The sequence below is a fragment of the Thioclava marina genome (assembly GCF_002020135.1).
Lineage (GTDB): Bacteria > Pseudomonadota > Alphaproteobacteria > Rhodobacterales > Rhodobacteraceae > Thioclava > Thioclava marina.
This window is the reverse complement of record NZ_MPZS01000001.1, coordinates 368,118-380,274: the sequence shown is the minus strand read 5'-3', so window position 1 is coordinate 380,274 and position 12,157 is coordinate 368,118. Positions and strand designations below refer to the sequence as shown.

General features: G+C 62.7%; 13 protein-coding genes. 10 read left to right on the top strand and 3 right to left on the bottom strand.

The window, feature by feature from the left end; translation table 11 throughout:
* Positions 1-7 precede the first annotated feature (7 nt).
* The 9 genes from BMG00_RS01810 (at position 8) to cysE (ending at position 8,320) form a co-directional block, all read left to right on the top strand.
* Positions 8-337: a gene transfer agent family protein gene (locus BMG00_RS01810; RefSeq protein ID WP_078528162.1), complete on the top strand. Its 330-nt coding sequence runs from the start codon at positions 8-10 to the stop codon at positions 335-337.
* On the top strand, positions 334-549 hold the full coding sequence (locus tag BMG00_RS01805; protein ID WP_078528010.1) for a rcc01693 family protein: 216 nt from the start codon (positions 334-336) through the stop codon (positions 547-549). The genes BMG00_RS01810 and BMG00_RS01805 overlap by 4 nt, the downstream gene beginning before the upstream one ends.
* The gene (locus BMG00_RS01800; RefSeq protein WP_078528008.1) at positions 546-1,208 is read left to right on the top strand and encodes a phage tail tape measure protein; all 663 of its coding nucleotides are present in this window, start codon (positions 546-548) and stop codon (positions 1,206-1,208) included. Before BMG00_RS01805 ends, BMG00_RS01800 begins: the two co-directional genes overlap by 4 nt.
* A gap of 10 nt (positions 1,209-1,218) precedes the next feature.
* Complete coding sequence (locus BMG00_RS01795) at positions 1,219-1,851, top strand: DUF2460 domain-containing protein (RefSeq protein WP_078528006.1); 633 nt, start codon at positions 1,219-1,221, stop codon at positions 1,849-1,851.
* Positions 1,851-2,741 carry a DUF2163 domain-containing protein gene (locus BMG00_RS01790; RefSeq protein ID WP_078573211.1) on the top strand — a complete coding sequence of 297 codons (891 nt, stop codon included), beginning with the start codon at positions 1,851-1,853 and terminating at the stop codon, positions 2,739-2,741. Before BMG00_RS01795 ends, BMG00_RS01790 begins: the two co-directional genes overlap by 1 nt.
* Positions 2,738-3,190, top strand: a complete 453-nt coding sequence (locus tag BMG00_RS01785; protein WP_078528002.1) for a C40 family peptidase — start codon at positions 2,738-2,740, stop codon at positions 3,188-3,190. The genes BMG00_RS01790 and BMG00_RS01785 overlap by 4 nt, the downstream gene beginning before the upstream one ends.
* Complete coding sequence (locus BMG00_RS01780) at positions 3,191-7,153, top strand: baseplate multidomain protein megatron (RefSeq protein WP_078573210.1); 3,963 nt, start codon at positions 3,191-3,193, stop codon at positions 7,151-7,153.
* 3 nt (positions 7,154-7,156) lie between these two features.
* Entirely contained in the window at positions 7,157-7,441 is a 285-nt protein-coding gene (locus tag BMG00_RS01775) for a DUF7742 family protein (RefSeq protein ID WP_483887646.1), read from the top strand.
* Between the two features lie 72 nt (positions 7,442-7,513).
* The gene (gene cysE / locus BMG00_RS01770; protein ID WP_078527996.1) at positions 7,514-8,320 is read left to right on the top strand and encodes a serine O-acetyltransferase; all 807 of its coding nucleotides are present in this window, start codon (positions 7,514-7,516) and stop codon (positions 8,318-8,320) included.
* 82 nt (positions 8,321-8,402) lie between these two features.
* On the opposite strand, the gene BMG00_RS01765 is transcribed toward cysE, so the two are convergent.
* Positions 8,403-8,741 carry a carboxymuconolactone decarboxylase family protein gene (locus tag BMG00_RS01765; RefSeq protein WP_078527994.1) on the bottom strand — a complete coding sequence of 113 codons (339 nt, stop codon included), beginning with the start codon at positions 8,739-8,741 and terminating at the stop codon, positions 8,403-8,405.
* A 187-nt stretch (positions 8,742-8,928) separates the two neighbouring features.
* Between BMG00_RS01765 and BMG00_RS01760 the strand changes: the two genes are divergently transcribed.
* Complete coding sequence (locus BMG00_RS01760) at positions 8,929-9,369, top strand: DUF4174 domain-containing protein (protein WP_078573208.1); 441 nt, start codon at positions 8,929-8,931, stop codon at positions 9,367-9,369.
* A 75-nt stretch (positions 9,370-9,444) separates the two neighbouring features.
* Here BMG00_RS01760 and BMG00_RS01755 read toward each other — a convergent pair whose 3' ends face one another.
* Together BMG00_RS01755 and BMG00_RS01750 are read right to left on the bottom strand one after the other, a co-directional pair.
* Positions 9,445-10,761: a pyruvate dehydrogenase complex dihydrolipoamide acetyltransferase gene (locus tag BMG00_RS01755; RefSeq protein ID WP_078573207.1), complete on the bottom strand. Its 1,317-nt coding sequence runs from the start codon at positions 10,759-10,761 to the stop codon at positions 9,445-9,447.
* A 12-nt stretch (positions 10,762-10,773) separates the two neighbouring features.
* Entirely contained in the window at positions 10,774-12,144 is a 1,371-nt protein-coding gene (locus tag BMG00_RS01750) for a pyruvate dehydrogenase complex E1 component subunit beta (protein ID WP_078573206.1), read from the bottom strand.
* Positions 12,145-12,157: the final 13 nt, after the last annotated feature.

Genomic DNA, 12,157 nt, shown 5'->3' with positions numbered 1-12,157 from the left:
GCGCATGATGGCAAATCCTTGGGCAGGTGAGGTCGAGATCGCGCTCGATGGGCAGCGACATGTGGCGAAGTTGACGCTGGGCGCATTGGCGGAGCTCGAGACGGAGATTGGCGAGAGTGGCGGCATGATCGCGCTTGTCGAGCGCTTCGAGGCGGGGCGCTTCACGAGCCGCGACGTTCTGGCGGTGGTCGTCGCTGGCTTGCGCGGAGGGGGCTGGCAGGGCCGGGTCGGGGATCTCGGCGCGGTCGAGATCTGTGGCGGGCCGATGGACGCCGCGCGCAAGGCTGCGCAGCTGTTGGCGCGGGCATTCTCGGTGCCGGGCGAGGGCGCGACGTGAGCGAGGCGCTCGACTGGCCGGGGCTTATGCGAGCCGGGTTGCACCGGCTCGGTCTGCGTCCGGCAGAGTTCTGGGCGCTGACCCCAGCGGAGCTCGCGCTGATGCTGGGTGAGGGGGCGACGGGCGCGCGGCCGATGGGACGTGGTCGGCTTGAAGAGCTGATTGAACGCTTTCCCGATGGCTTGGCGGCCAATCGAAGGAGTGAGAGATGACGGACTCGGACGGGATCGACGGGCTGAGCCAGCAGGCGATCGAGCTGGAGCGTTCGCTAGGCGGTGCGGTCGCTGTGACGGAAGTGTTTAACCAGGAACTGGCGACGATGCGCGAAAGCCTCGTCTTCACGGGTCGAGAGGTGACGAGCCTGAGCACCTCTTTCGGCTCGGGTCTGCGGCGTGCGTTCGACGGGGTGGTTTTCGACGGGATGCGACTTTCGGATGCTTTACGCCAAGTCGCGCAGAGCATGGCCGACAGCGTCTATAACGTCGCGATGAAGCCGGTACAGCAAGCGCTTGGCGGAGCACTGGCGTCGGGGCTAAACGGGTTGTTGAGCGGGGTTTTCCCCTTTGCTGACGGGGCGGCCTTCTCGCATGGTCGTGTGATGCCCTTCGCAAAAGGCGGCGTCGTCAGCAGTCCGACGAGCTTTCCGATGCGTGGCGCGACAGGGCTGATGGGCGAGGCGGGACCAGAAGCGATCATGCCGCTGACCCGGGGTGCCGACGGGCGGCTCGGGGTCGTCGCGCAGGGCGGCGGACGCGCGGTCAATGTCGTGGTGAATGTTTCGACACCCGACGCGGCGAGTTTCCAGCGCAGTTCGAGCCAAGTCGCCGCACAGATCAACCGCGCTCTGGCGCGGGGCGAACGCAATCGCTGAGGAGGGATAGATGGCCTTTCACGAGGTGAGGTTCCCCGCCAACCTGAGCTTCGGCTCGGTGGGCGGGCCGGAGCGGCGCACGGAAATCGTGACGCTTTCCAACGGGTTCGAAGAGCGCAACAGCCCATGGGCCCATTCACGCAGACGCTATGATGCAGGCGTGGGTTTGCGTTCGCTCGACGATGTGGAACGGATGCTCGCGTTTTTCGAGGCGCGCAGCGGTCAGCTGCATGCGTTTCGCTGGAAGGACTGGGCGGATTACAAGAGCTGCGCTCCCTCGCAGGCGGTCGATTACGAGGATCAGCTGATCGGCCAAGGCGATGGGGTGACGACGAAGTTTCAGCTTTCCAAGGCCTATGTCTCTGGAGATGTGGAATATCGCCGCCCGGTTACCAAGCCGGTCGCCGGCACGGTGAAACTCGGCGTTCAAGGCGGTTATCAGGCTGAAGCCGTGGATTGGGAGGTCGATCTTGAGACCGGCGCGGTACGGTTCTTCGCGGCTCCCGCCGAAGGTGCGCCAATCACCGCGGGGTTCGAGTTCGATGTGCCGGTGCGCTTTGATACCGATGCGATCCAGGTCTCGGTCCAGAGTTTTCAGGCCGGGAATATGCCGCAGGTGCCGGTTGTGGAGGTGCGGATCTGATGAGCTATCCTGAAGAGCTGCGTGCCCATCTCGAGACGGGTGCAACGACGATCGCGCGGGTGTGGGCGGTCACCCGGCGCGATGGGCTGACGCTGGGCTTTACCGATCATGATGGAGGGCTGAGTTTCGAGGGGATCGCCTTCGAACCTGACAGCGGTATGACAGCCAAGGCGGTGGCGCAGGGGACCGGGCTCGCCGTGGACAATAGCGAGGTCTTTGGCGCGTTGAATTCCGAAGCGATCTCGGAGGCTGATATCCTCGCCGGTCGCTTTGACGGGGCGGAGGTTAGGGTCTGGGTGGTAAATTGGGCCGATGTCACGCAGCGCGCTCTCTTGTTTCGCGGGCATTTGGGCGAGATCACCCGATCGGCGGGAGCGTTCAATGCTGAGCTGCGTGGGCTGAGCGAGCCTCTGGGGCTAGAACGCGGGCGGATCTATCATCCGCGCTGTGCGGCGGTTCTCGGGGACGGAAAATGCCGCTTTGATTTGAACCAGCGGGGCTATTTTCACGAAGCCCCGCTGAACCTTGTCGAAGATTCGGTGCTATTTCGCTTCGACGTTCTGGCCGGATTCGAGCCGCGGTGGTTCGAAAAGGGGCGGTTTCGTGTGCTGACGGGAGCTGCAGCAGGGCTTGTTGGGGTGATCAAGGCGGATCGCGTTGTTCCGGGCGGCGCGCGCGAGATCGAGCTTTGGCAACGCATCGGGGCGGAGATCGCAGCAGGGGATACGGTTCGGCTGGAGGCAGGGTGTGACAAGCGGGGCGAAACCTGTCGCGGAAAATTTGGCAATTTCGTCAATTTTCGCGGCTTTCCGCATATTCCAGGCGAGGATTGGCTGGTGTCTTATCCAGTTCAGGGAGGCACCAATGACGGCGGGAGCCTGTTCGCATGAGTGATTGGCAGGCGCCGCGTGAGCGGGTTGTCGAGATCGCGCGGAGCTGGATTGGTACGCCTTACCTGCATCAGGGCTCGCTACGAGGTGTCGGATCGGATTGCCTAGGTTTGTTGCGCGGGATCTGGCGAGAGCATTGCGGTCATGAGCCCGATGGGGTGCCCGCCTATACGCCCGATTGGTCCGAGCCGAGCCGCGACGAACAGCTCTGGCGCGGGCTGCGGGCGCAGATGCGCGAAGTGCGTGGCGTGCCCGTGCCCGGTGAGGTGCTGTTGTTTCGAATGCGCTCGGGTTCGGTGGCCAAGCATGTCGGGATCGCGGCTTCGGTCGGCCAGAAGCCGAGTTTCGTGCATGCCTATCGCGGCCATGGGGTCGTCGAGAGCCCGCTGAGCACGCCGTGGCGGCGCCGGATCGTCGCGCGTTTTCAATTTCATGAAGGAGCCAGGTGAATGGCGACGATTTTGCTCTCTGCGGCGGGGGCCGCGATCGGCGGGGCTTTTGGCGGGACGGTTCTGGGGCTTTCCGGCGCTGTCATCGGACGTGCGGTCGGGGCAACGCTGGGCCGGGTAATAGACCAGCAATTGCTGGGCGGAGGGTCCGGCACAGTCGAAACCGGACGGGTCGACAGATTGCGGTTGACCACGGCTTCGGAAGGTGAAGGTCTCGGACGCATTTGGGGGCGAATGCGGATGGCCGGGCAGGTGATCTGGGCCACGCGGTTTTTCGAAGCGAAGAAGAAATCGGGGGGAGGGAAGGGCGAACCCTCGATCGTGAGCTATAGCTACTCGGTCAGCCTTGCGGTTGCGCTGGGAGAGGGCGAGATTCTGCGGGTCGGGCGCGTCTGGGCTGACGGTGTCGAGCTCGATACGCGCGATCTGAATATGCGTGTTTATAGTGGGAGCGAAACCCAAGAGCCCGACCCGAAGATCGCGGCTGTCGAGGGGATGGAGAAAGCGCCGAGCTATCGCGGGATCGCTTATGTCGTGTTCGAAAACCTCGAGCTCAGTCCCTTCGGTAATCGCGTGCCGCAATTCACTTTCGAGGTGGTGCGCGCGGCACAGGGGGAGGGGCTGCCGAGCGATACGGATCTGAGCCAGACGATCGAGGCGGTCGCCCTGATTCCGGGGACGGGAGAGTATTCGCTGGCCACGCGCCCGGTGAGCGAACAGCGCATTCGTTCGACCCCGCTCGAGTATCCGGCGACTTCGTCGCTTTTCTTTTTCAATGGCTGGGGGATCACGGCTGAGGTCAATCCAGTGAATCAGCATTCGCCGAGCGGGCAGACGGATTTCGAGATGAGCCTCGGGATGCTCGATGAGGAGCTGCCGAATTGCGGGACAGTTTCGCTCGTCGTGTCCTGGTTCGGGAATGATCTACGCTGCGGCAACTGTAAGGTGCAGCCAAAAGTTGCTTCGAAGTCGGTCGACGGGCGCGAAATGAGCTGGCGGGTGTCGGGTGTCGGGCGCGGGGCGGTTGATGCGGTTCCCAAACTTGATGATCGCTCGGTTTATGGCGGGACGCCCGCGGATGCGGCGGTCATAGACGCGATCAAGGCGCTGCATGACGCGGGTAAGGCGGTGACCTTCTATCCGTTCATTCTCATGGATCAACTCGAAGGGAACGGATTGCCCGACCCCTGGAGCGATGGGGCAGAACAACCGGCGCTGCCGTGGCGTGGACGGATCACGACATCAGCGGCACCGGGGCACGCAGGGTCGCCGGACGGGACCAGTCACGCTGTAGACGAGGTTGCGAGCTTCTTCGGGACCGCTGCAATGGGTGACTTTGCGCCGACGGGAGAGACGGTCACCTATTCCGGTCCAGCGGAGTGGTCCTTCCGGCGCTTCGTTTTGCACTATGCTCATCTGTGCAAACTCGCGGGCGGTGTGGAGGCGTTTTGCATCGGCTCCGAGATGCGCGCGCTGACGCAAATCCGCGGCATGAACAACAGTTTCCCGGCGGTGGAAGCGCTGCGTGTTCTGGCAGGAGAAGTGCGACAGATCCTCGGCCAGGACTGCAAGATCGGCTATGCTGCGGACTGGAGCGAGTATTTCGGTTATCATCCGGGCAACGGCGATTGCTTTTTCCATCTTGACCCCCTTTGGGCGGATGATGCGATCGACTTCATCGGAATCGACAATTACATGCCGCTGTCGGATTGGCGTGATGGTGAGCATCATGCCGACGCGCATTGGGGGGCTATCTACAATCTCGACTACCTGCGTTCGAATATCGAGGGCGGTGAAGGGTATGATTGGTATTATGCCTCGGCGCAGCATCGCGATGCGCAGATCCGAACGCCAATCATCGACGGGGCGCATGATGAGCCCTGGCTTTGGCGTTACAAGGACATTCGTGGCTGGTGGGATCATGATCACCATGACCGGATCAATGGCGAAAGGCTCGAGGAGCCCACCGCCTGGGTGCCGCGCTCAAAACCTATCTGGTTCACCGAGCTAGGTTGCGCCGCGATCGACAAGGGTACAAATGAGCCCAATAAATTTCTCGATCCGAAAAGCTCGGAAAGTGCTTTGCCGCATTATTCCGACGGCCGGCGCGATGACACGATCCAGATGCAATATTTGCGCGCGATGACGAGCTATTGGGCGGATCCGGTGGTAAACCCGGTTTCCGATATCTACGGTGGACCAATGGTCGACATGTCGCGCGCGCATGTATGGGCCTGGGACGCGCGACCCTATCCACAGTTTCCCAGTCTGGACGATGTCTGGAGCGATGCGAGGAATTACGCGCGGGGGCATTGGCTTTCGGGGCGCTCGAGCGCGCAACCGCTGGCGAATGTCGTGGCCGAAATCTGTGAGATGGCAGGCGTGCGTGATATTGACGTGAGCGCGCTTTACGGGGTCGTGCGTGGATTTGCCATGCAAGGCGGAATCACGCCGCGCGGAGCTCTGCAATCGCTCAGTATCATATATGGGTTCGATGCGCTGGAGCGCGATGGGTTGCTGGTCTTCCGGATGCGTGATGCTTCGGTCGATGCGCAGCTTTGGCCGCCGCAGCTTGCACTTGATGATCAGGATGTGGGCCTAGAGACCCAGCGCGCACCCGAAGCGGAAATCGCCGGGCGGGTGAGGCTGTCCTATGTCGAGGCGGATGGCTGTTTCGAGGTCCGCGCGGTCGAGAGCATTTTCCCTGATGAGGAGAATGGTCCCACTGCCGCGAGCGAGGTGCCACTCGCGATGACGCGCTCGGAGGGAATGCGTGTCGTGGATCGGTGGCTCTCCGAGGCGCGCGTGGCGCAAGACCGGGCGCGTTTCACGCTGCCGCCTTCACTTGGATGGCTGGGGCCGGGTGATGTCGTCAACCTGGAGAAAGATACGAGCACCGACCGTTACAGGATCGATCGTATCGAGCGCGCGGAGACGATCCAGGTTGAAGCGGTGCGGGTCGAGCCGGGGATCTACGAACCGGCTGAGGAAGAGGAGGAGGGCGCCCGCCTTGCACCCTATGTACCGCCCGTGCCGGTGACGCCGGTCTTTCTCGACCTGCCGCTGATGACCGGGGCCGAAGACCCTTATGCGCCGCATCTCGCTGTCGCGGCCAGCCCATGGCCGGGTGCGGTCGCGGTCTATTCGGGGCTTCAGGACGCAGGCTATGAGCTGAACTCGAAATTCGGGACCCAAGCGGTGATCGGCACAACGCTTTCACCACTCAGAATGGCACGAAGCGGCCTGTGGGATCGGGGAGAGCCTTTGCGGGTTGAGCTGATCTCTGGAGAGTTCGAGACGGCGTTGGAAGCGGGTGTCCTGTCGGGGCTCAATGCGCTCGCGATCGGAAACGGGTCTTCGGACAATTGGGAGATCTTGCAGTTCCAGCGTGCGGAGCCGGTCGAACCGGGGATCTGGGATCTCAGTCTGCGGCTCCGGGGACAGCTCGGGACCGATGCGCTGATGCCAGTGGTCTGGCCCGAAGGCTCGGTTGTGGTGCTTCTGGATGGGCGGGCACAACAGATCGCGCTCGCCCCAGCCGCGCGCAACATGGCAAGGCACTACCGGATTGGATCGGCTGCGCGCCCTTACGACGACCCGTCCTATATCCACACAGTCCAGGCATTCGCTGGCAACGGGTTGCGACCACTTTCCCCATGCCATCTGCGGGTGGTGCAGAAAGCCGATGGCTGGAAGCTCAGCTGGGTCCGGCGCACGCGGATTGGTGGCGATGACTGGGAGGCGATGGATGTTCCGCTTGGAGAGGTGGCCGAGCGTTACCTGCTGCGGATACTCGAAGGAGAGGCGATCCGGCGCGAGGTCGTTCTGACCAATTCGGAATGGACCTATTCGACTGCGCAGAAGGCCGTGGATGGCATTGCCGGAGCGTTCTGGGTTGAGGTGGCGCAGCTCTCTGATGTCTTCGGACCCGGTTTGACTGAGCGTGTGCAGGTTCTTGCCTGAGTGATGCGGAGAGCGCGTGAGGGAGATCTGCTTACGGCGGCGCGGGTCGCAACGCTGTGGCCCGAGGCAGAGCGCCATGGACGGTTGATGCGCCTTTTCGACGAGGCTCATGCGGCGGATCTCTATCGCAAGCGGCTGGGGCGGCTCCATCCGATTTGGGGTGACGGGACTCTTATGGCGGCGGCGCTGGGCCGAATTGGCGTGGGGTTGGACGAAAGAACGCTGCCGGTCGCGACGCTGGGTGCCGTCTGTCAGGCTTTCGAGCTTTGGCGCACTGGGAGGAGATAATCGGGCCGAGCCCTTCCTCTATCCGACAAAAAGCCTATGTGTTAGGCTCACGCGCCAAGAGGGAGAGTTCCGATGTCGAGACAACAGGTGAAAGTGGCGGCGGTCGATCCAGTCTGGACACGGCTGTGCGACGAGGCACGCGCGGCGGTGCGTGACGAACCGCTTCTTGGTGCGTTGATCCATGCTGGTTTGCTGCATCATCCGTCGCTGGAGCGCGCTCTGGCGTATCGCTTTTCGATGAAGCTCGCCTCGGGCGAGATGAGTGAACAGATCCTGCGCGAAATCGCTGACGAGGCCTATCGCGCCGATCCCGATCTCGGGCAGGCGGCGCGGGCTGACCTGGTTGCGGTGCTCGAGCGTGATCCGGCCTGCCACCGGCTTCTCCAGCCGCTCTTGTTCTTCAAGGGGTTCCAGGCGTTGCAAGCCTATCGGGTCGCGCATTGGCTTTATGCCAACGGTCGGCGCGACATGGCGTATTTCGTGCAGATGCGGGCCTCGGAACTCTTCGGTGTCGACATCCATCCCGGTGCACGCATCGGTCGGGGCATTATGATGGATCACGCCCATTCGATCGTAATCGGCGAAACCGCCGTCGTTGGTGACAATGTCTCCATGCTCCATTCGGTGACGCTTGGCGGGACTGGCAAGGAGGACGAGGATCGTCACCCCAAGATCGGCAATGGTGTGCTGATCGGGGCAGGCGCAAAGGTGCTGGGCAATATCAAGGTGGGCGACAATTCCCGGATCGCGGCCGGGTCGGTCGTTCTCTCGGAAGTGCCGTGCTGCAAGACCGTCGCAGGCGTGCCTGCAAAGATCGTGGGCGATGCGGGCTGCGATCGTCCGGCTTCCGAAATGGACCAGCTCCTGCATAACGGCTGATCGGATATCGAGTTTGAGAAGAGGGCGAGCGCTGCGGTGCTCGCCCTCTTTTTTTGTTTTGGCGATCAGGAGAACCCGAAGGTCATCCCTTCGAGAGAATGTCGAAACACTCGAGTGTCTTCATGCCATACATCATCGCGGGGCCACCGCCCATGAGGACCGACACATTGACCGTCTCCTCGACTTCCTCGCGCGTGGCGCCCGCTTCGATACAGGCCTGCACGTGGAAGCCGATGCAATAGGAACATTGCTTGGCAATCGCGATGGCCAGCGCGATCAGTTCCTTTTCTTTCGTCCCAAGCGCACCGGGAGCAAGAGCGGCTTGATGCAGAGCGCCGAAGCCCTGTGCGCTGGCCGGCTGTTTCGCTCCGTAATCGCCCATATTGTCCTTTACGGTGGCGATTTCTTTTTTCCATTCCATGGTCGAACTCCTGTTCTGGATGTGAGAGCAGGCCGAATCTACCGCACTGTGTTTTCCTGTCGGTGACTGAGATCAACGCGGATCGAAAAAATGTGAAATCGCCTTAATTGACCGATCGAAGTGCTGAAATTTCAAGCCGATCTGCGCCCGCTTGCGTATTTCCTGAGACGCTCGACGGGAGAATGCGATGATCTGGAGAACCAAGATGGGTCTTGCCACTGCGGTGTTTTGCGCCGTGGGTGGGGGCGGGTCATTCGCGCTGGCGAGTGAACCGCTAATTCAGGCGTTTGTCGGGACGATGGAGGACCTCTCGCTCTACCGATGGAGGCAGCGGCTGATCGTGATCTTTGCCCCTTCACCGCATGATCAACGCTATATTGTTGCGCGCGAGACGATGCTGGGGCAGAAAGCCGGTCTTGTCGAACGCGATATCGTCGTTCTGGTCGATGCCTCGCCGGACGCGGGAGGCGGGCTGCGTGCGCAGCTTGGGGTCGACGGGTTCCGGATGCTGCTGATCGGCAAGGATGGCGGGGTGAAGATCGACCGTGCCGCGCCAATTCCGGCGGAGGTGCTATTTGCCACAATCGACGCGATGCCGATGCGTCAGCGCGAGATGCGTGAAGATTAGATTGCTGATATGAAAAGAGAAACGCCCGGGCCGATCGGTCCGGGCGTTTCTGTCGTTTCCAGGTCTCGGTCGCGCTCAGGCGAGCATCAGCATCGGGTTTTCGAGGTTCTCGCAGATCGCCTTGAGAAGCTCGGCGCCAAGCGCACCGTCGATCACGCGGTGATCGACCGAGAGAGTCATCGACATGACCGTGGCAACCTCGATCTCGCCCTCGGCGTTCACCACCGGTTGCTTGATGCCCGCGCCCACGGCGAGGATCGCGCCATGCGGCGGGTTGATGACCGCGTCGAAATTTTCGATCCCGAACATGCCGAGATTGGAGATCGCGAAGCTGCCACCCTGATATTCATGCGGCGCGAGCTTGCGGTCGCGGGCCCGGGTGGCGAGGTCTTTCATCTCGGCCGATAGGGTCGAGAGCGACTTGCTCTCCGCATCTTTCAGCACCGGCGTGAACAGCCCGCCGTCGATCGCGACCGCCACGGCCACGTCCGAGGGTTTCAGCTTGAACACCCGATCGCCAGCCCAGACCGCATTCGCATCCGGCACCGCCTGCAGCGCGAGAGCACAGGCCTTGATGATGAAATCGTTGACCGAAAGTTTCACGCCGCGACCTTCGAGCTGCTTGTTGAGCTGCGAGCGGAATTTCATCAGCGCGTCGAGTTTGACCGAGCGGCGCAGATAGAAATGCGGGATTGTCTGCTTGGCCTCGGTGAGACGCGCGGCGATGGTCTTGCGCATCCCGTCGAGGGCGATCTCCTCGTATTCGCGGCCCTCGTACATCTTGGCGATAGTCGAGGCGGAGACGCTGGGCGCGGCGGCCGGGGCAGGGGCCGCGGCTTGGGCCGGGGCGGCTGCGGAGGATGCGGCGGGCGCTGCGGCCGAGCCACCTTGGGCTGCCTCGACATCGGCCTTCACGATCCGGCCTTTCGGGCCCGAGCCCGACAGAGCGGCAAGATCGACGCCCTTGTCGGCGGCGATGCGACGCGCGAGCGGCGAGGCAAAGATGCGTTTGCCGTCAGAGCCTTGCGGCGCGGCCGGGGCAGGGGCGGCGGGCTTGCTTTCCGCTTTCGCAGGCGCGGGCTCTTCCTTGGCGTCCGGCGCTGGCGCGGCAGCAGGTGCGCCCGCGGCATCTGCGGCCGAAGCGTCTTCACCTTCTTCCAGCAGCACTGCGATCGGTTCGTTGACCTTCACGCTCGACGTGCCCTCGGCCACGAGGATCTTGCCGATCACGCCTTCATCCACGGCCTCGAATTCCATCGTAGCCTTGTCGGTCTCGATCTCCGCGAGAATGTCGCCCGAGGAGACGGTATCACCCTCTTTCACGAGCCATTTCGCGAGCGTGCCTTCCTCCATCGTGGGCGACAGGGCGGGCATCAGAATCTGGGTTGCCATTGCGCTATCCCCTTACCGATAGGTGACTTTTTTGACCGCCTCGACGACCTCGTCGGAGGTCACGAGCGCCAGCTTCTCGAGGTTCGCCGCGTAGGGCATCGGAACGTCCTTGCCCGTGCAGTTGATCACCGGCGCGTCGAGATAGTCGAAGGCGCGCTCCATGATCACTGCCGAGAGGTGGTTGCCGAAGCTTGCGACCGGGAAGCCTTCCTCGACGGTCACGCAGCGGTTGGTCTTCATCACAGAGGCCAGAACCGTATCGTAATCGATCGGACGCAGGGTGCGCAGGTCGATCACCTCGGCCTCGATCCCCTCTTTCGCAAGCTTTTCAGCCGCTTCCAGCGCGTGGCTCATGCCGATGCCCCAGCTGACGATGGTGACGTCTGCACCCTCGCGCCAAATCTTCGCCTTGCCGAAGGGGATGGTGAAATCTTCCAGATCCGGCACCTCGAAGGAGCGGCCGTAAAGGATCTCGTTTTCGAGGAAGATCACCGGGTTCGGATCGCGGATCGCCGATTTCAGCAGGCCTTTCGCATCGGCCGCCGAATAGGGCTGCACGACTTTCAGGCCCGGAATATGGGCGTACCACGCGCCGTAATCCTGGCTGTGCTGGGCGCCCACGCGAGCGGCCGCGCCGTTCGGGCCGCGGAACACCATCGGCGCACCCATTTGGCCACCGGACATGTAAAGCGTCTTCGCCGCCGAGTTGATGATCTGGTCGATCGCCTGCATCGCGAAGTTGAAGGTCATGAATTCGACGATCGGACGAAGTCCACCGAACGCCGCCCCGACGCCGATGCCGGCAAAGCCGTGCTCGGTGATCGGCGTGTCGATCACGCGGCGCGCACCGAACTCGTCGAGCAGCCCCTGGCTGACCTTGTAGGCGCCCTGATATTCGGCGACTTCCTCGCCCATCAGGAAGACGGACTCGTCACGCCGCATCTCTTCGGCCATCGCATCGCGCAGCGCCTCGCGCACGGTCTGCGTCTTCATCTTCGTGCCTTCCGGCCAGTCCGGGCTGGTGTCGGGCTTGGGCATGTCCTCGGCCTCGGGTGCCTTCGCCTTGGCCGGGGCGCTGGCCGGAGCCGGAGCCGCCTCGGTCTTGGGCGCTTCGGCCTCGTCCGCCGCCGACGCATCCTCACCTTCCTCAAGCAGTACCGCGATCGGGTCATTGACCTTCACGCCGCTCGTGCCTTCCGGCACGAGAATCTTGCCCAGCGTGCCCTCATCGACCGCTTCGAATTCCATCGTCGCCTTGTCGGTCTCGATCTCGGCGATGATGTCACCGGCCGAAATCGCATCGCCCTCTTTCTTGAGCCATTTCGCCAGCGTGCCCTCTTCCATCGTGGGCGAGAGCGCGGGCATCAGAATCTTGGTTGCCATCTGTTCTTCCCCC